Here is a 19,781-nt window from a genome sequence, read left to right as displayed (position 1 = left end):
TATGAAAGAATGCAGACCTTGAAGGTTACCGACAACGGTCGGCGTCTAGCCACTTAAAAACGGATCCTTAGGGCAAGGTGATCAACACCTCATCCTGTACTTTGGGATCACTCGGCTCTCCCCCGCCATACTCCCATTGACTGCCGTCAACGGAGATAGCGCGATAGCCATCGGATAAGCCATCGATATCCCAAGTGGTGACATAAATCTTCACCCCTGCAAGGCTCAGCGGGTTGCCAAGCAACTGGCTGCTGAACTGGAAGGTAACAGTGCCCGCATCTAGGTCGGTAACAACCGCTGGCGCAGGCGTCACCGGATCGCCCCACTCATCAGCGCTAGCACCATTGGCACTGTACGCCGCATTGTTCCAGCCATAAGTACGGGTCATCACTTGCCATTGCATATCTGCCGGCACGCTGCCATTCATCTTCGGCATCACAGTGGCGCCCTCACCTTCACCTAAATCGATAAAGATAGTGAAACCCACGTGATCAAAGCCGTTGCTTGGATTCCAGGTGTCAGTCACTTCAGCCATCTTCAAAGTTAGGCTGATATTGCTACCATTGGCAGTGGCACTGGCTTGCAAGATATCTTGTTGCGAGCCAAAACTTTCATCCAGCGGATAAGCGTAGGCCTCGTCATTGGCGGCGTCATCAACTCGCACACCAGCAAACGGCACTGTGATAGGAGTAATGTCATCCATGATTTTCGCCTCTGTCGTGTCGCCACCACTATATTCCCACTGACCACCGTCAGCGCTCAGTGCCCGCGGCGCATCTGATAAACCATCGATATCCCAGGTCGATGCATAGACTTTAGTGTCAGTCCAATCAGAGACCCCCAGTGCCTGGCCATCATAATTAAAGGTGATAGTCCGGGCATCGGCATCCACTTCCACGGTGGGCGCAAAACCTAAATTCTCACCGCGGGTATCGGCATCGGCACCCGTGGTGGAGTACATCAGGTTGTTCCAACCAAAGACGCGATGAGCAAGGTTCCAATCGAAGTCTGTCGGTGTCGCCGAATTCAGCTCCGGCAATACGGTCAAGCCCTCTTCGCCCGGTAGATCGAAGAACAGATGCAGGGACGCATGATCAAATCCGTTGGTCGGATTCCAAGTTTGGGTAATTTCGCGCATGGTCAGAGTTACCGCCAGATTGCTGCCGGAAGCGAGCAACTTGACGCTCTCAATGTCCTGTTGGCGGCTAAAACTGGCATCCTGTGGATAGCCATAGTTACCACTCGGTCCATTATCATCATCCAGCACATCATCTTGGGTGATTTCAACACCGGTCGGAGCGACATCAGCAGTGAAGCTCAACTGACTGCTGGCCACATTAAGAGCAACCGCAAACACTTCAACGCTGTGCTGACTCTCTCCGGCGGCAAAGCTCTCCACTGGCAATACCGTTTGCCAACCACCCTCGCTGTCCGCAGTAAAGCTGATAGCGGCGGTGAGGTTACCATCTATCACCAGCTGCAACGGCGCAAAGGCTTCCGTTACTGAGCCCGTCAACAGGATGTTTTCACTCAGCGTTTGCCCCTGAATATCCTCATTAATCAGGATCTGTTCATCACCGGCATCAATATCGCCGGTTTCTGGCGATTGCATCAGGACTAATGTTGCTCGGGGGGCCAACGGCATGGTCAACTTGCCCTCAAAGCCGACGGTGACATCTTCACTGTATTCTTCGCCCATCAGCAGGGTCAGCACAGTACCGTTAGGCAAGCCGGTGTCTAAACCATTAAGCAGGGTCTCATTGTCTGCGGAGTTAAAGATGACAAATGCATTGTTGCCTTCGTAGCTCCGCTGGAACGCCAAAACGCCAGGAGCGGCAATGTTGTCTGCCAACAGGGTCATATCACCACGGGTAAAAATTGGATTGCTGGTACGGATCTGCGACAGTTCGGCGATAAAGGTAAACATCTCCGATTCGGTATTGAACTGATCTTCTTCACTGAGATAACCACCAGCAAACATCGCCTGGCGCGGCTCAGTCAAAGCCTGCTCTGTACCTTGCCAAATCACCGGTATACCGGGGATAGTCAGGATCGTCGTTAACGCCTGCTTCAAGCCAGGTAACGATCCTTTCGAGAGAAAACGCGCCACATCATGGTTGTCAACGAAGTTCGGCACGATCCACGGGTTCTGGTACTGACTCATATGTTGCTGCAAGCGATAGCTTAGATATTGGCTAGGCTGACCTTCAGCAAAAACTCGACTCAGTTCAGAATACAGCGGGAAACCAATGAGTGATTTGAACTCTGGCTTATCAGGCGTGCCTTCATAACTTGCAAGCTTCTGCTCGCCATTGTTCATCAATGGTTCAGAAGCTTCAAACACTTCACCGAAGTAGAGAAAATCACTACGCCCGGTCGCCATTGCAGCCGCTTCAATGCCGTCGGCATCATGAAAGAACTTGTTCCAGAAATCATGATCAACAAACTTGGCAGTATCGACGCGGAATGCATCAACGCCCACTTCAGAGATCCAGTAGTTGTAACTCTGTTTGAGCGCAGCCAGGACGGCAGGATTTTCGGTGTTTAAGTCATCCAGACCGGACAGTTGGTAACCCAACTCCTGAGCGGGATCCTGATAGTCATTAATATCCGGTGTCCAGTGGTAAATGTCCGCAGCCACATGATCGGCATTGTTACGATCATTCTGGTCAAAAGGGGCTTGAATCGGCGCAGTCACCGGCACATTGTCCGGAATAATAAGGAAGTTCTCCGCCGTATCGTCAGGATTGTAAGCACCGTCATAACGGAAGAAGTTACCGGTATGGTTTGCCACGATATCCTGGATCAAATACATGCCATTTTCATGCAGCGCATGGGAGAGGTTTTTATAGTGTTCGAGATCACCATAATGCTCATCGACAGCCATAAAGTCCCGCGCCCAATAGCCGTGATAACCGGAGAACTGATTGAACGGGTCCCACCACTGGTTGGCAACTGGCGGAGTGATCCAGATAGAGGTCATGCCTAGGGCTTGAACATAATCCAGTTGCGCCTGGATCCCCTCCAGATCGCCCCCACTATAGTGACTTTCCAGCGCCGGATTATAATAGCCAGCCTGATCGTTATTTGTACTGTCACCGTCATTGAAGCGGTCAATCATTAAAAAGTAGATAATCTGATCACGCCAGTCAGGTGAAGCCACATGCAGATTTCGCCCTTCTACACATTCACTTTCGTCAGCGTTAGCCACCATAGGCCAATCACATACCAGCGGCGTATCATCATCGTCATCGGAACAACCAGACAGCAAAACTGCCGACACGGAGAGTGCAATCAAACTGGGCTTCAACCAGCGTCTATTGATAATCATTATGCTCATCCTAGCAAAGTTATTGATAGACTCCTTGTCCGTACCGGCCGACTAGCGCACAAGGAAGTATTTATTAGCAGGATGGAGAGTAAAGCAAATATGGGTCAAAACGTTGTCATATTGCGACAAAGCTGCTGTCTTTTTGCGCAACATGAAATCGCGCGTGATGAAGTTAACAATTTCGTGGACGGTAGCCCTCGCCAGCATTGTCATCCACCTCAACCCCCAACTGGCTATGGTGTTCAAACCGCACCCAAGGTGCCGCCCCCGTTGGCAGTGATAGGGTAAATTGCCAGCCAATCGCATCCGATGCTTCAAGGGGAAAGGTATCTGCACGCTGGGTATGACCGCTGATCCAATCATGACTACTGACCACTAGATGCAATTCATCGTCACCATAGCGTGGCGTTAATGCCCGTCCGGTCAATAGCTGCTGACCATCGGCCAAAGTAAACAGCTCCAACGACAATACCGCCAGTTCATGGTCACCCAGCAGGTACCGCTGAGTGGCGCTCACGGTGTAACCACTGCCATCGTTATCATCGATATAAAGCCGGTTGCCAGAGCGAAACTGCAAGCGAAACCGCAGCGGGTCAAACACCGAAATATTCACACTGCTCCAAAGCTCTCGCCCTGGTCCTAGCCAACGCTCAAAACTGGCTGGATAACCACGCCAGATGCCATCAAGATCTTCACACATCACCGAAACATCTTTAGTGAAGGTGATATTACGTACCTCCATCCACACCCGCGCCCCCCGACGACTATTACGCCAGTCGGTCTGCAACAGATTTTCCGCATAGAGAAAACGGATCGGCAGATGATCTGGCGCCACCTGATGCTGCTTGACCTGCTGGCGATAGTCACTGGGCGAACAGCCTTCAAACTGGCGAAACGCACGAATAAAGTTACTCGGCTCGGAGAAACCTAACTCCAGTGCCAGCCGCCGTACCGAGATGTTGGTATCGGCTAGCTTGGCTCGCGCTTGGCTTTGCCGTACCTCAGTCAACAAGCTGCTATAAGAGACCCCTGCCAGCTTAAGCTGGCGCTGTAAACTACGCCCAGAGATCCCCAACTCGCTAGCCAAACTGTCCACCTGCAATACGCTAGGTAATGCTCTAGACATCAAGCGCTTACACCGCTCAACCAAGTTTAACGAAGGGCCCGGATCTTTCAGTAATTGGCGACGGTAGTAATCCAGTAGGTTAGGTACGCGAGGCAGCACATCAGGGTACGCTTGCAGTTTTAATTGATGGCAGATCACCAACTGATTGTGAACGCCCCGTTCACAGCGAGTGATCCCCAAACCTTGCGCCTCCTGCCAACAGTTTCTCAGCACCCAATCCCAGTGCCAAGGATGTTGCTCAGACGATGGAAGGGTGGCAGCGAAGCGCTGCAGTCGCAGATCGACTGCCCGCAACATATGCAGTAACCACAGCGGTAAAGGACTATCACTTTCCAGCCGCATCACCATGCCGCTACCATGGGGGCGAATAGAGATAATGATGCCACTGGCTAGCAGGGTAAACAGACGAGCCCAAGAGTGCAGTCCATGCTCAAGATCTTTCCAGGCCAGCAACTGGTAGTCAGCATGTTGAAGCAAGTTATCCAGCGTGTAGCGCCCATGAGTCAGCTCCATCGAGCGCATCGGCAGATGTTGAAAAGCCAACCCTAACTGCTGCTCAACCTCACGCTCTAATCTGTCGTTTTGCTGTTCCCCGCCCACCGTTTTCTCCCGGCCTGTTAACTAAAACTTATTGATTGTTAAGGCAGTTCCTTTGCAGTTGCTAACAGAGGCTTTATAGTGGAAAAGCGATCCCACGGACAGGAACTTAACTCATGATTGTGACCTCGCTACTGCTGGCCAGTCTGATTTCGCCACAACATGCGGCGACACCACAACTAGCTTTGGTGTATGCGGCGCTGGAACGCACGCAACATCAAGTACGCTACGATGGCAGCTATATCGCCATCGACTACCCCAACGGCGATGTACCAGACAACATTGGCGTGTGTACGGATGTGGTGATTCGCGCTTATCGGGCGCTGGATATCGACCTACAACAGCGGGTTCATGAAGATATGCAGGCAGAGTTCTCTGCGTATCCATCGAAACGGATCTGGGGGCTGAACAAACCGGACAGTAATATCGACCATCGACGAGTGCCCAATCTACAAACCTTTTTCAACCGTCACGGCGAAGTTCTGAGCGTCACAGCCGATGCTGGCGATTATAACACCGGCGATCTGGTCACCTGGATGCTGCCTGGCAACCTGCCCCATATTGGTATCGTCAGTGATCAGCGCAGCGCCAACGGCCACCCTCTCATCATCCACAACATCGGCCGCGGCCCCGAAGTTGAAGATATGTTGTTTGACTACCCAATCAGTGGCCATTATCGCTATTAAACTGCGGTACAAGGAATATCAAAATCAACATGGTAGTGCTCATCATGCCTGACCCATGAACGTTTCTTGGAAAATTCAATATGGTTTGATAAATAGGCGCCGTAGGAAGTCTGGAATAGATGAGGTTGCAGTTCGGGCGCAAAAATGACGCGCCACAACCCATATCCAAGTGCGTTTGCTGCTTTATCTAAAGCCACGATATGTGCCGCCAGAGCCTCATAATCGATAACCATACCGTCATAGACTCCCAGCTGGTCGAACTCGATATTGTAGCCAAATTTATTAAACAGATTGGTTGGTAGATGCACCGAACGTCCTTCGCTATCTCGCACCGGTGTCATAAAGTCGACCGAGAGGCCGTTCATATGGGTCTTATGTGGTCGAAAGCGTCCCCCCGATGCAAAACCTGTCTCAGCATATTTGTAAACCTTACTTGGTTGCTCTGTCTCCAACATACGATAAGCAGCAACGACAATATCCCGCACCGCAGAATGAACGTAGCTCCGCCCTGCCAGCCTCGCAATGTTGCTATAAGTGACATAGTTACTTCCTTCAGCCGGAAGTTCCACACCGTTTTCTAGATAGCCATTTGCAGTGGTACCGAAGCAAACGCTCTCAGCTCCCTGCGCAGCAGAAGCGCTCAGGCAACTAACCAAGAGTAACAATCTAAGCATTCCATGCTCCATAAATAAGCAAGACTGAATCGTCTAATCTTCCCCCAAATTAACAGTGTCAGCGAGCAAGGCAACTGCCATTTAGAAGGTCAGTACTTTATCGGCTTGCATTGTCCATTGAGATAGCTCAATCAAGGTGCCGATAGCGACCCCTTCGATCAGTGGCAACTCGCTAATACCACGGGCATCGGTGCAGGTTTTGCACAATTTCACCTCTGCACCTTGCTGCACCAGGATCTCCAACGTCTGTTGTATATCATAACCTTCTACCGGTTGCTGTTTGGGCAAAGCCGCGGTCACCGCATCAGACATCATGAACAGACGAACCATCACATCTTCATCGAACTGCTCTTTTAGATTCAGTGCCAAACGCAACGCGTTAAAACACTTTTCCGATCCGTAAGGTGCATCATTAAGGATAAACAGTAGATTTTGCATACTCGTCCCAGTAATTCGATTTGATAGTCAGAATTAAACGTCAGCGCTGCCGATCCGGTCAATGAGAGTGGAGATCTCAGATCAACTGTTCCCAGAATATTGTTATGGCAGCAACATTGACCTGCTTCGCATCGCGATTACACTATTTCACCAAATACTCCTTTTCCAAATTTATTTTTGCAGGTATTGCAATGAAAGCACGCTCCGATGATCTACAACTGCTGCTTAGTGTGGTTGATTGCGGTGGTTTCTCTGCCGCTGCAGAAGCTCTGGATCTGCAGGTTGCCAAAGTCTCCCGAGCGATCAGCCGGCTGGAAAAGCAGCTAAACGTGACGTTACTCAATCGCACCACCCGTCGTGTCGAACTCACGGAGGAGGGGCGACGCTTTATCGCGATTGTGCGCAAAGGGTTGGAGCAACTGCAGATGGCTGAAGAGGAGTTGGTCACCGGCGAACAAACCCCGAAAGGTAAGCTGCGGGTAGACGCGGCCAGTCCATTTACCCTTCATCAACTGGTGCCTTTAGTTAACGCCTTTAGCCTCGCCTATCCGGAGATTGAACTGGAGCTGACCTCCCATGAGGGCTACATCGATCTGTTAGAAAATCGCACTGACTTAGCGATCCGCGTAGGTAAATTGAAAGATTCAAGCCTCCATGCCCGACACTTAGGTGACAGTCCCCTGTTTATCGTTGCTTCGCCAGACTACCTTGCCAATCATGGCACACCCAAAACCATTGCCGAGCTGAGCGAACACCAAACTCTCGGCTTTGTTGCGCCTAAAGTACTGAACCACTGGCCACTAGGAGTTGGCGTCGATATCTCGCCCAGCATTACCGCAAGCAATGGCGAGATCGTCCGGCAACTGGTGTTAGCCAGCAACGGTATAGCCTGCCTGTCACGATTTATGGTGGGGGAAGATATTGCCGCGGGGCGACTAGTGTCTCTGCTGGAGAATGAACGGATCAAGGATCACAACCGTGAGCCTATTAACGCCGTGTTTTACAAGACGTCAGCCGTGTCGAGGCGGATCTCAGTATTTCTCGATTATATTCAGCCTAGATTGACTTTATAGCTCAATCACTCAGAGCTATGAATTTTGTATAAAACAGGGCATAAAACCAATTACCAGCCCTCGCTCAAATAAAGTGAGTGTTTTTTATCCAAACTTGTTTTCTATCAATAAATTACCAAATCATAAATGTCAGTTATATTTACAAAAAACCAAAACACTCCCACCTCTGCTTTTATATCCCTTTGTAAAAAATAGAAAAAAATAAATCGGCTTGTTTTTTGCATTATTAGCAGCCAACTTTTTGCATAAAAAAATGCAAAACAATAAAACTCCAAAATAGAACATAAGGATTTGATAAAGATGAAGAAGTTCTTTGTAGCACCAGCCCTTTTGTTGGCATCACTTAGCTGCCAAGCGGAGCTTATCGGCTTCGAAGATGGTTTATCACCATTGTTTACCTACTCAGATATAACCTACTCGTCTGACTACTATGGTTACGCTGGCGAAGATGATACCGGCTATAACTCAGTGATCGATTTCACCGAAAGTAAAGCCCACGTTTACAATGGCTACGCAGCCTCGCCATCTGATTTTATCTGGTCCGATGTAGATGGCAGCTTTGATTTAGGTTCGTTTGTCATCGCTGGCGCTTGGGGCAACCAAACTCTGACCATCGAAGGTTTCAATGATGGAGCGCTACTCTACTCTGAGCTTTTGGATGTTACCCGTGAAGCATTTGAAGCGATCTTTAACTGGAGCGGTATCGATCAGTTCCGAATCAACATCGATCCTAATGGTTATGTACATACAGCAAAAGCATCTGGCAGTGGTCAGCATTGGGCACTGGACAACATCAAGGTAAATGAGTTCGTTTCTAAAGATGTACCAGCGCCAGCAGCCATTTTTCTGGCCATGCTAGCAGGTATCGGATTGCTGTCAGCTCGTCGCCGCTAGGCTAACCAGCGCCAACAGCAAAAAAGGCACCTTAACGGTGCCTTTTTTAATTAGCCATCAGCAGTCATCATATAAGACTCAAACTACTTCAGCTCAATCTTAATAGTCACAGGGCCAATAATACTTAAGTCGACCTTCTGCCCCTCCATCACAGCAGAGGTTTCCAGCTTCATGGTACCGGAAAATTCAACCATCAGATCAACATAGCGAGACAGAGAACGAAATACCCGCCCCTCACCGCCAAAACTTAATTGCATCTCATTGCCGTCGGCATCGAGCGTCGTGCCCGTCATTTCCAGTCGCTGCAGCGCAATTAAAGCAGCTTGCTCATTTTGATAATCCACCACATCTAAAAACTTCATCGTGGCACTGCCGTTAGCAGAGAGATAGCTACCGAATCCCATTAACTCTGCCAGTTCTCCGCCCGCAAATTGCCAACTGTCACCAATAGCTAGCAACCCCTCAGGATAGCTGCCAAAACCATCGGTATAGGGCAGCGCTAACTCTTTACTTTGCGCTTCATTCGGCTCCGCGCCCAGCAGCTGCTTATGCCATCGCCCCTGTTTATATTGGATTAACAGGCTGTGGCCATGAAACACGCCGTACTCTGTTGTTATTTCCTGCTCTTCGCCCAAAGATATCTCTGTTTCCACCATATCTTTTTCGACGCTGAGCTTTAGCACCGTAGGCCGCCCTTTCTCTTCGGCCAATACCTCCAACTGTGCGATCTCAACCGATTTTATCGTTGCCAAGCCATTCAGATATTGGCCATCCACATGCAACTTCAGCTGGCCATCGGCAAGGTGCACACGGGTCTCTGTTGGGATCAGCAGCCCCTCTTCAACACGATCGGCACGTAGGCGGTACTTTTCTTGCGCCGTCGTCGGGCTTACTGACGACGGCTCACCGTGCTTAGTTTTGTCCACGGCTGCGGTTAACGGCTCAGGTCTATCGGCAAAATAGAGCCCAATACCACAGATTAGTAATACACCGCCCAAACCACCTGCCACCGCACGTTTCACCTTTATCGCCGACAGGTGCGCGCCGAGTTGGCCACCAACACTAATAAACAGAAAGATGATCCCCGCCACCACGAGGATGGTGGGGAGCGGTGTTGAAGAGAGAGAGGCGAGTATTTCAGCCATCATGCAGCTCCTTTGCCAAATCAAATCGGTATCACTTTTTATTTGAAGTTAGCGGAGTTTTTCACTTGTTCAACTTTTGCCACTCGTTAGCCAGAAAGTTTATTGCTGTAATGGCAAAAATGAGTTGTGACTATCGCCCTTAATCAACAGAAATTAGTCTCTACACTGTCAGCTTCCTATTCCGCTGGAGTGACGCCGATGACCACCGCCCTTTTTAACGCTATTTCGCTGGGAAAACACAACCTCAGCAATCGCATAGTGATGCCGCCAATGACTCGCTCTCGCGCATCCCAACCCGGTGACGTCGCCAATGATTTAATGGCGCAGTACTACGGCCAGCGCGCCACGGCCGGACTGATTATCAGTGAGGGCACCCAGGTATCGGAAATGGGCAAAGGCTATGCCTGGACTCCCGGTATTTATAGCCAGGAACAGATCGCCGGTTGGCACAAGGTCACCGATGCCGTGCATCAGGCCAACGGGGTTATCTTTGCCCAATTGTGGCATGTAGGCCGTGTCACCCATCCAGATAATATCGCCGGACAACAGCCGATCTCATCATCGGCAATGAAAGCGGAAAACGTGAAAGTGTTTATCGACAATGGTACCGATGAACCAGGCTTTGTTGATGTCGTTGAACCCCGAGCAATGAGTATCGATGAGATCCAACAGGTTATCGCTCAGTTCAAACAAGCGGCACTGAACGCAATGGCTGCGGGCTTCGATGGCATTGAGTTGCATGCAGCCAATGGTTATTTGATCAATCAATTTATCGATTCTGAATCTAACCAGCGCAGCGACCAATATGGTGGCAGTTTGGAGAATCGTCTACGCTTTCTCGACGAAGTGGTCGCGGCGATGGTGGATGCCATTGGCGCCGACAAGGTCGGTGTGCGACTGGCACCGTTGACGACACTCAATGGCACCGTTGACGCTGATCCAGAACAGACTTACACGGCGGCTGCCAAGCTATTGAACGAACATGGCATCGTCTATCTGCACATTGCAGAAGCCGATTGGGAGGATGCACCAGAGATGTCATCCGGCTTCAAACAAGCACTACGCGATGCCTTTAGCGGGGTACTTATCTATGCCGGCAAATACTCACCGGAGCGGGCAGAGGATGCGATAGAGAATGGCCTTGCCGATATGATTGCTTTTGGTCGACCGTTTGTCGCCAACCCTGACCTGCCAAACCGCATTAGGCTTGGTCAACCATGGAATAAGCACAACCCCGACACCCTGTTTGGTGGCGGTGCCAAAGGCTTTACCGATTACCCGCGTTTTAGCGAATAAGCCGAAAAAAAGCGCTGCAATAATCACTGCAGCGCTTAGTCGTGCATTCTTTAAAGTGCCGTAGTTGCTCAAGGTCAGCAGTTTAGGCTAGTCTCGCCTTTCCACCCGCCAAGGCGGATTTAGGCGATTTTCATCGGCCCAATACAGTTTGATTTTGTTGCCGGAGGGATCATGCAGGATCGCCTCACGCCAGAGATAACGCTGGTCGGTGGGCAGCTGTTCAAACTCAATCCCTTTGGCCTGCAACCTTGTCACCCACTCATCTAACGCTTCATGCTCAAAGTAGATAACAGCGCCACTATTAAACTCTGCTGACTCCAAAGCCAATGAAAAAGTTGCGCCGCCCTGTGGGCACTCAAATCGAGCGTAGTGCGGCGTGTCGACAATTTGGGTAAATCCCAAAGTACGGTAAAACTGTGTCGCCATATCCATATCAGACACAGGCAAGGTCACCTGATTTAAATTCATGGCTACACCTTCGCTGCTGACCCGTCTATGACGACGACCTTAATCCCAAGCGATCAATGCGATTTCGCCAGCACCGAGGTATTCGAAAGTAACATTCACCAAGCCACCACTATTGTTCATATCGACCAGTCCATCGCAGTCCACATCGGTAGCGCACTCAAATGGCTGACCAAGAAAGTAGTAAATATCATTATCGACGGTAAAGGTGGACTCTAACAACTCCACCTCTTCATATGCATATTCAGTGGCTATTTCATCTTCAACACGACTCAACACCTCATCCAGCGAGTAACTGACATCAGAACCATCCTCGGCGGGCTCATCTAGCTTTGTTACCAAAACAGATAGCTCATAGGTATGGCCCCACACATGATTAAAGTCTTCAATCTCTTCGTAAAACAACTCTTCATCACCAAACTCCAACCGCACCAGACAGAGTCGCTGCGACTCGCCATAACAGGGGGATTGGTAGGAAGCGATAGTGATCTCTTCTCTGGTTGAGTCAAGCGAACTGCCACTGCCGCCACAAGCAACGACTAAAAAACTGAAAAATGCGATGAATAACATCCGTATCGACATAAAAAAATCCCTTGGTTTAACCATAAGTTTAAGTGAGAGCCAAGCGTTCGCTCGGCTAAAGGTAATGAATTAACTATTTTTGCTTATTTTTCCAATTCGCCCAAGGATCGTATTTACCGTCGGCGGTTGTGCTTTCGTTCGCAGATGATCTGCCCTCAGTATCGCGGCCTCGGGAGTGTCGGGCATTCCCGCCACGCCCTTGTGCACGGCCTCTGCCACCACCGGCTCGGCTACCTCGCTCCATGCGCCGCTCTTCGGCCCTTTTTGCTCGCCGTTCATGCATACGCTGGGCGTCCTCAAAGCTAAGAGCTTTCGGCTCTCTTGGTGTTTGTCCTTCTGGCACAATCCGCTCTCGCGGCGGCAAGGCAAACTGCTCATCCGATGCCCGAGGTAGATTCTTAAATTCATACAGATAAAAGGCTTCAACTTTTTGCCGCGCCCACTCTGTCTTCTTTAAAAATTTTTCGCAGGATTCAATGCTGGGATTAGTCTTAAAACAGTTGATGTTGAGGTAGGCATTGATGAGCTGAAAGCCATACTGGTCAACGATCTCCGTCAACAGGGTTTTTAAACCGACGCCATGGAGAGGGTTATTGGTGTAGTTGACGTTATCGCTCATGTTGGCTCTCGGAAAAATTCGCTAATCTCGACATAATACATTCACCCGCCGAATAGGTCGCGTCTTCTGCTTATCTGATACGTTTTTTTTACGCCTCTCGCTTATTCGCTCAGTAATTCGCGTCCCCCAAAGAACAACTTCACGACCAACGATTCATTCTATGCTCCTTGGCCAGCTGACTTATATCTGCCTTCACGCGCGTCACTCTTGCGCTGCCGATGGTAAAACAGGCAAAGCCAATCTGAAGATTATCCATCTTACCCCAGCCAGAACGCCAACCATCAGCGATTGTGACTTCGGCTCAAATGGCGCTCTTTACTGTTGTACTTTGCGACAAGCAACAAAGATATTCATCCAATGCGTCTTGCGTTTGCGATAACACGCTACTTGCGGTCAATGTCAGCGTCGTACGGATCGGCACCCCCGCCTGATCAAGCATTCTCGCCACCCAGCTATTGCAGGTGTTAGTCATGTAGTAACTGCCTTCGCCGATATAAAACCAACTGCAGCCATAGAGGCCAGGGCGGGTTTTAGTTGGAGCGCCATGCTTATTTTTAGCAAAACTGGCAGCGATACCATCCAGCAGATGCTCAATAGCCTGGTGCGAGAGTTTCAGTTCAATCACTTCACTCTGGGAAAAATAACTCGCTGGCTCGGTTGGCAACGACACCACATGCATCACGCTCTCGGTAGGCCAGAAAATGGCCTGCACAGTAAGGCCGGAAGTGATCTCCTCCGCCTGATAGAAACCTTTATCACCCCAGCCAAATTCAAAATAATTCGCATTGGGCAATTGTTGTTGCAGAAAGTCGAATTTAGCACCAAGCAGATGGCTAGGCACAACAATCCCGGTATGCCAACCATGGCCAACCACATAAATCGATGTGGGGATCTCATCATGTTCCGGCAGATAGCGCCACGAGTTAGCGGTACAGCCACCAATAAACAGTGTGAGTAACAAAACGAGTTGCAGGCGTATACCTTCACCAAGATAAGACAACAACGGCTGCTCTCCTTGCAAGCAGTTAAAAATTTCAGGCTCGACAGCCCGGCGATACTCAGTAGTAACGCAGCAAACCGCTAGATGGGGCTAATGAGTCACCTTTACTAAAGTACGCTATTGAACACAATCTTACGAAATTGAGCCGCCCAAAGGAGGATGGTAAGTGCAAAAGAGTTAGCCGATAGCTGGGGCGCAACACAGGAGTCATTGTCTTGGGGTGCCATACTCATCATCCGCTAAAGCGAACTGGCGATATCCCCCAGCAAGTCGCTCAGCCCGTTCTATGCAGTGCCATTCTGATAGTGATACACCACCCGCGAGGTAACATTGCACAGCAGCTCATAGCCTAGGGTGCCAGACAGCGCGGCGATCTCATCTACTGACAGTTCGCTGCCCCACAATACCACTTCATCACCTTCGCGAATCTCTGCATCACCGATATCAACGGTGATCATATCCATAGAGACTCGACCCACGATCGGGTAACGCACGCCGTTAATTAATACCGGAGTTTGGTTAGGGACATGGCGGGGATAACCATCACCATAACCCATGGCGACAACGGCCAAGCGCGTGTCTTGCTCTGCTGTCCAGCTGGCACCATAGCCGACCGCACCACCGGCTTTTAGATCTCGCACAGCGATCACCCGTGATTTAAGAGTCATTGCCGGTTTTAGACCTAACGAGGCAGCACTGCGCCCTGCAAAGGGGCTGGCACCATACAACATAATGCCGGGGCGTACCCAGTCACGTTGCGCTAGCGGTTCATTGATAATGGCAGCGGAATTAGCCAGAGAGCATAAAGGTTGTTTGGATAGACCTTGGCAACACCGTTGAAACTCAGCTAGCTGTGCTTGGGTTTGACCGGTTTCAGGCTCATCGGCACTGGCGAAATGGCTCATCAAAACGATCTCGTTAACCGATGGCGTTTGCAGCAGACGCTGATAAAAATGCTGAAACTGCTCCGGCTCCACACCTAAGCGGTGCATCCCGGTATCAACTTTCAGCCAAACAGTGACCGGCTGATGTAGATGCGCCCGTTCCAAGGCTTCAAGTTGTGACAAACTATGGACACCGAGCTGACAGCCGTGGGCAGCAGCCACCCCCAATTCACCGGGATCAAACACTCCTTCAAGCAACACGATAGGCAGTTCAATACCGCCCTTGCGCAGTTTCAACGCTTCTTCTAATCGTGCCACAGCAAAGGCGTCGGCCTGTTCCGCCAAGGCTTCCGCCACAGCCAATGCACCGTGGCCGTAACCATTGGCCTTGATAACCGCCAATACCTGACTATGGGGAGCATACCTACGCACCTGCGCCATATTGTGGCGCAAGGCATCGAGATCAATAACAGCGTGGGCGGTGAGCAAGTGTTACAGCTCCTCTGGCTGAGGGCCTGCGTAATTGTCGAAGCGCGAAAAGTGGCCTTGGAAAGTAAGCCGCACACGACCAATAGGGCCATTACGCTGCTTACCAATGATGATCTCTGCGGTCCCTTTATCAGGACTGTCATCGTTGTACACTTCATCACGATAGATAAACATAATCAGATCGGCATCCTGCTCAATCGCACCCGATTCACGCAAGTCGGAGTTCACCGGCCGTTTGTCGGCCCGTTGCTCCAATGAACGGTTTAACTGAGACAGCGCGATCACTGGCACGTTCAACTCTTTCGCCAGCGCCTTCAAAGAGCGCGAGATCTCCGCGATCTCCAAGGTTCGGTTTTCACTCATGCCCGGCACCTGCATAAGCTGCAGGTAATCGATCATGATCATACTTAAACCACCGTGCTCGCGGGCAATACGCCGCGCTCGGGAGCGCACTTCGGTGGGCGATAAACCGGAAGAGTCATCGATATACATCTTCCCCTGTTCCATCATCATCCCCATGGTCGAGGAGATGCGCGCCCAATCTTCATCTTCCAACTGCCCCGTACGCACTCGGGTCTGATCGACGCGACTAAGGGAGGCTAACATACGCATCATGATCTGGTCTGAGGGCATCTCTAACGAGAAGATCAGCACCGGCTTATCATTCATCAATGAGGCGTTTTCACACAGGTTCATCGCAAACGTGGTTTTACCCATGGAGGGACGGGCAGCAACAATAATCAGATCAGAGCCTTGGAAGCCACTGGTCATTTTATCCAGATCAGAGAAGCCCGATGACACACCGGTAATACCGTCGTGGGGGTTATTAAACAGCTCTTCGATTTTGGAGACAGTTTTGCCCAAAATCGAGTTCAGATCCTGCGGCCCCTCGTCACCCTTATTGGCACGACGTTCAGCAATGGCAAACACCTTCGACTCTGCCAAGTTCAACAGTTCGGCGCTATCGCGACCTTCGGTGTCAAAACCCGCTTCGGCGATCTCATTCGCCACGCTGATCATTTCGCGGACCACTGCACGCTCACGAACAATCTCGGCGTAGGCATTAATATTGGCGGCACTGGGAGTGTTCTTGGCCATCTCTCCCAGATAGGCAAAACCACCCGCTTCTTCCAGCAGGGTTTCGTTTTCCAGCGTTTCGGAGATGGTCAACAGGTCAATGGGCTGGCCGGTTTCCACCAGACGCGCCATCGCTTCAAAGATAAGGCGGTGCGAACGCTGATAAAAGTCAGCAGAGCCAACGCGCTCGGAAACACGATCCCACGCTTCATTGTCCAGCATCAGGCCGCCGAGGACAGACTGCTCTGCTTCCAGCGAGTGCGGCGGCACTTTCAGTGCCTCTACTTGCCGGTCACGTTTGAAGTCTTTACGAAAGTCGCCTTTCATCGCCGACGTCGGTTTCATCGCCATGTGCTTTACAACCTGCTTTTATGGGGTCGGCTATTATCACCCATAGTGGGGGGCGAGATAAAGCAGGTATATCTAATCTGGATCACGGGAGGTTTTAAAAGCCGATTATTCACCTTATTAACTACGGTATACTTCCCGTCAGGCTGTGACTTAGCCACTCCAGAGAGAAAACTAAAAAAAAGATAGGATCCAAGATGAATAAGGGCGTGATTATCGGTTTGAGCATAGTGCTGTCAGCCTGTGCATCTACCACCCCCGAGTCAGATAGCAGCAATACGCTCGCTCCACCGAGCAAGGTGACCCAAGCGGCACCGCCAACACTGTCCTCCGGCGCACCATTGACATTAGAGCAGATCATGGCGCATCCAGACTGGATGGGAAACAGCCCGGTATCACCACACTGGGACAGCAACAGCAAGCAGATCTATTACCAACAGAAGATCGCCGGTAGCGAACAGTACCAATTGTTGCAGCACTCGCTGACCGAGACTGGCAATGGCCAGATGATTCCGCTAGGCGAACAATACAAGGTGGGTCATAGCACCGGGGTAACCAATGCAGATAACAGCCACCGCGCCTATATCTGGCAAGGTAATCTGCTGCTGGAAACTCTGAGCGATGGCAAGATAACCGTGCTAACCCAGAGCAGTGAACAAGATGCAGCACCACAGTGGTTAAACAGTGGCTTGTTAGCATTCCAACGTGGTAGTAACTACTTTTTTGTAGATACTCACACTGGCCATATTCGTCAATTAACGGATCTGCGTTTAGAGGAACAACCCGAAGCGGTGCCTGAGCCAGCCGATCATATTGCGCGTGAACAGCACAAGCTGATCGCTTATGTGGCTTTGAAGCAGCAGCGCGCCGCGGAAAAAGAAGCTCACCAAAAAGCTCGGCAGGCAGCCGATCCAACCAGCAGCGTGTCACCCGTTTATCTGGGTAAAGATCAACGTATCGTTGCCAGCAGCCTCTCTCCTAACGGTGACAAAATCATTCTGGTGCTGCAAGCCGTACAGTCACCGATGGAAGGCAATATCATGCCTAACTACATCACAGACGATGGTCGCATTGAGAGCGTCAAGGTGCGCGCCCGCGTACATGACGAAGTGGCTCCCCAAAACCAGTTTGTATTGCTTGACCTCAGCAACAACGAAATCGAAAAACTGGATACCAGCCTGCTACCTGGATTGGGAGATGACGTACTCGCTGCCGTACGCAAAGAAAACCAGCAACGCTATGGCGATGATTATCAGCCACCAGAAGAAGATAAGGGACGCAACTTGTCATTGATCGACGACTGGTACTGGTCGCAGTCTGCCATTCAGTGGAATAACTCAGGTTCTGAAGTGGCACTGATGCTCACCACATGGGATAACAAAGACCGTTGGTTAACCCGTCTGGATTGGCAAAAAAAGCGCTTAGACAGTGTCCATCACCTCCGCGATGAAGCCTGGATTAATTATAAGTTCAATAGCTTTGGCTGGCTCAACACCCGCGACGATCTTTACTTTTTGTCGGAACAGAGTGGCTATTCACAACTCTATCTTGTTACCCCAGGTAAGCGGGCAAAAGCACTAACCAAAGGTGAATTTGAGGTTGATGAAATCACCCTCACTAAAGACGATGGCTACATCTACTTTCAAGCCAACGTTAAGCATCCAGGAATTTACGAGATATACCGCGTCGCTCTGACTAATGGCAAGGTGGAGGCGCTGACCAATTTGGCAGGCAATACTCACTACTTGCTAAGCCCGGACGAGTCACAGTTATTACTGACTCATTCAAAGTTGTCGCAACCTAATGAGCTTTATCTGCAAGCCGCAAAAGCGGGTGCCAAAGCGAGACGACTCACCCATACGGTCAGCAAAGCATTCAGTGACTACCCATGGACCATCCCCGATGTGGTGGCCGTGCCTTCCAACCATACTGAGCAGCCGATTTATGCCAAGGTGTATTACCCCAAGGGCTACGATGCCAGTAAAGCGAACAAGTACCCTGCGGTGATCTTTAATCATGGCGCTGGTTACCTGCAAAACAGTGATCTCGGCTTCTCCGGCTACTTCCGAGAGTTCATGTTTCACAGCATGTTAGCGCAACAGGGCTACGTGGTGATGGATATGGATTATCGCGCTTCTGCCGGTTATGGCCGCGACTGGCGTACGGCGATCTATCGCGATATGGGGCGTCCAGAAACTGAAGATCTGGCCGATGGGGTGGCGTGGATGACAACCCATGCCAATGTCGACAAGCAACGTGTAGGTACTTATGGCGGCAGCTACGGCGGCTTTATGACCTTTATGGCGCTGTTCACTCAACCGGATCTGTTCCAGTGTGGTTCAGCGTTGCGTCCCGTCAGCGACTGGGCTCACTACAACTACGGCTATACCTCAAACATCCTGAATACGCCGCAGATTGATCCATTAGCATACGAGCGCAGCAGCCCAATATACTACGCCGAAGGCCTGACTAAACCCTTATTGATTAACGCACCCATGGTGGATGACAACGTATTCTTTCAGGATGTGGTTAGGTTAGTGCAACGACTCATTGAGCTTGAGAAAGAGGATTTTGAAACCGCCATCTACCCGGTAGAGCCACACGGTTTCCGTCAACCTTCCAGCTGGCTGAATGAGTATCGCCGGATCTATCACCTGTTTGGCGAATGCTTAGCCACTAAGTAGTCATTATCGCATTAGCAAAAGCCACCGTCTTCGGTGGCTTTTTCGTCGTATGCCATACATCAGTGATTGAGACTGACCAAGGCGAACAGGCGCTCTATCGCACCTATTTTCGCGACTGTTGCAACGCCTCTATTTCGCCCCACAGTGTCTCGGCCTCAGCACTGATCATCGAATAGCTCATGATGTCGCCGCGACGCTGTGCCAACATTGCTGACTCCAACATGCTGTTGTAGCGCTTTTTCATTCGTTTAACGGGGTCTGGTCGTAAAAAATTAAGCATAACGGGCTCCTCGCTTGGTCATGACTTGATATACGCAAGCAAACCCGTTCTGGTTCATTGCGGTCAAAACATGAGCCTAATACAGAAGGATGA

The 19,781-nt window shown here is 50.5% G+C and carries 17 protein-coding genes; 5 read left to right on the top strand and 12 right to left on the bottom strand.

Annotated elements, in window-relative coordinates:
* Nucleotides 1-67: 67 nt before the first annotated feature.
* Entirely contained in the window at nt 68-3,331 is a 3,264-nt protein-coding gene (locus tag EXY25_RS07455) for an alpha-amylase family glycosyl hydrolase (protein WP_165419298.1), read from the bottom strand.
* Between the two features lie 172 nt (nt 3,332-3,503).
* Nucleotides 3,504-5,057, bottom strand: a complete 1,554-nt coding sequence (locus EXY25_RS07450) for a helix-turn-helix transcriptional regulator (RefSeq protein ID WP_114336999.1) — start codon at nt 5,055-5,057, stop codon at nt 3,504-3,506.
* A gap of 113 nt (nt 5,058-5,170) precedes the next feature.
* Between EXY25_RS07450 and EXY25_RS07445 the strand changes: the two genes are divergently transcribed.
* Nucleotides 5,171-5,740, top strand: coding sequence for a DUF1287 domain-containing protein (locus EXY25_RS07445; RefSeq protein ID WP_130566288.1), 570 nt, complete (start codon nt 5,171-5,173; stop codon nt 5,738-5,740).
* On the opposite strand, the gene EXY25_RS07440 is transcribed toward EXY25_RS07445, so the two are convergent.
* Both EXY25_RS07440 and EXY25_RS07435 read right to left on the bottom strand, forming a co-directional pair.
* Nucleotides 5,737-6,414, bottom strand: coding sequence for a penicillin-insensitive murein endopeptidase (locus tag EXY25_RS07440; protein WP_246019522.1), 678 nt, complete (start codon nt 6,412-6,414; stop codon nt 5,737-5,739). The genes EXY25_RS07445 and EXY25_RS07440 overlap by 4 nt on opposite strands.
* Before the next feature lie 81 nt (nt 6,415-6,495).
* A complete protein-coding gene (locus EXY25_RS07435; protein WP_130566286.1) occupies nt 6,496-6,852 on the bottom strand; it encodes a DsrE/DsrF/TusD sulfur relay family protein in 357 nt (118 codons plus the stop codon).
* Between the two features lie 191 nt (nt 6,853-7,043).
* On the opposite strand from EXY25_RS07435, the gene EXY25_RS07430 reads away from it, so the two are divergent.
* Together EXY25_RS07430 and EXY25_RS07425 are read left to right on the top strand one after the other, a co-directional pair.
* Entirely contained in the window at nt 7,044-7,925 is an 882-nt protein-coding gene (locus EXY25_RS07430) for a LysR family transcriptional regulator (RefSeq protein WP_130566285.1), read from the top strand.
* Between the two features lie 300 nt (nt 7,926-8,225).
* Complete coding sequence (locus EXY25_RS07425) at nt 8,226-8,819, top strand: hypothetical protein (protein ID WP_130566284.1); 594 nt, start codon at nt 8,226-8,228, stop codon at nt 8,817-8,819.
* A gap of 83 nt (nt 8,820-8,902) precedes the next feature.
* Here the strand turns inward: EXY25_RS07425 and EXY25_RS07420 are convergent, their stop codons facing one another.
* Nucleotides 8,903-9,964 carry an MntP/YtaF family protein gene (locus tag EXY25_RS07420; RefSeq protein WP_130566283.1) on the bottom strand — a complete coding sequence of 354 codons (1,062 nt, stop codon included), beginning with the start codon at nt 9,962-9,964 and terminating at the stop codon, nt 8,903-8,905.
* 198 nt (nt 9,965-10,162) lie between these two features.
* Here EXY25_RS07420 and EXY25_RS07415 point away from each other — a divergent pair, with 198 nt between their 5' ends.
* Nucleotides 10,163-11,260, top strand: coding sequence for an alkene reductase (locus EXY25_RS07415; protein ID WP_130566282.1), 1,098 nt, complete (start codon nt 10,163-10,165; stop codon nt 11,258-11,260).
* Nucleotides 11,261-11,347: 87 nt separating this feature from the next.
* Here EXY25_RS07415 and EXY25_RS07410 read toward each other — a convergent pair whose 3' ends face one another.
* The 6 genes from EXY25_RS07410 to dnaB form a co-directional block, all read right to left on the bottom strand.
* Nucleotides 11,348-11,728, bottom strand: coding sequence for a VOC family protein (locus EXY25_RS07410; RefSeq protein ID WP_130566281.1), 381 nt, complete (start codon nt 11,726-11,728; stop codon nt 11,348-11,350).
* 39 nt (nt 11,729-11,767) lie between these two features.
* Nucleotides 11,768-12,307 carry a DUF4377 domain-containing protein gene (locus tag EXY25_RS07405; RefSeq protein ID WP_165419297.1) on the bottom strand — a complete coding sequence of 180 codons (540 nt, stop codon included), beginning with the start codon at nt 12,305-12,307 and terminating at the stop codon, nt 11,768-11,770.
* Between the two features lie 73 nt (nt 12,308-12,380).
* Nucleotides 12,381-12,926 carry a VF530 family protein gene (locus tag EXY25_RS07400; RefSeq protein WP_130566279.1) on the bottom strand — a complete coding sequence of 182 codons (546 nt, stop codon included), beginning with the start codon at nt 12,924-12,926 and terminating at the stop codon, nt 12,381-12,383.
* Between the two features lie 301 nt (nt 12,927-13,227).
* Nucleotides 13,228-13,929: a TIGR02117 family protein gene (locus EXY25_RS07395; RefSeq protein ID WP_165419296.1), complete on the bottom strand. Its 702-nt coding sequence runs from the start codon at nt 13,927-13,929 to the stop codon at nt 13,228-13,230.
* A 281-nt stretch (nt 13,930-14,210) separates the two neighbouring features.
* On the bottom strand, nt 14,211-15,299 hold the full coding sequence (alr, locus tag EXY25_RS07390; protein ID WP_130566277.1) for an alanine racemase: 1,089 nt from the start codon (nt 15,297-15,299) through the stop codon (nt 14,211-14,213).
* A 3-nt stretch (nt 15,300-15,302) separates the two neighbouring features.
* Entirely contained in the window at nt 15,303-16,703 is a 1,401-nt protein-coding gene (dnaB, locus tag EXY25_RS07385; protein WP_114337375.1) for a replicative DNA helicase, read from the bottom strand.
* Between the two features lie 218 nt (nt 16,704-16,921).
* Between dnaB and EXY25_RS07380 the strand changes: the two genes are divergently transcribed.
* Nucleotides 16,922-19,408 carry a S9 family peptidase gene (locus EXY25_RS07380; protein ID WP_130566276.1) on the top strand — a complete coding sequence of 829 codons (2,487 nt, stop codon included), beginning with the start codon at nt 16,922-16,924 and terminating at the stop codon, nt 19,406-19,408.
* A gap of 103 nt (nt 19,409-19,511) precedes the next feature.
* Here the strand turns inward: EXY25_RS07380 and EXY25_RS07375 are convergent, their stop codons facing one another.
* Nucleotides 19,512-19,688: a DUF6435 family protein gene (locus EXY25_RS07375; RefSeq protein ID WP_114336985.1), complete on the bottom strand. Its 177-nt coding sequence runs from the start codon at nt 19,686-19,688 to the stop codon at nt 19,512-19,514.
* Nucleotides 19,689-19,781 lie beyond the last annotated feature (93 nt).

The sequence above is a fragment of the Corallincola spongiicola genome, from assembly GCF_004284785.1.
GTDB lineage: Bacteria > Pseudomonadota > Gammaproteobacteria > Enterobacterales > Neiellaceae > Corallincola > Corallincola holothuriorum.
The sequence above is the reverse complement of the archived record's forward strand: the minus strand, read 5'-3'. Positions and strand labels throughout refer to the sequence as shown.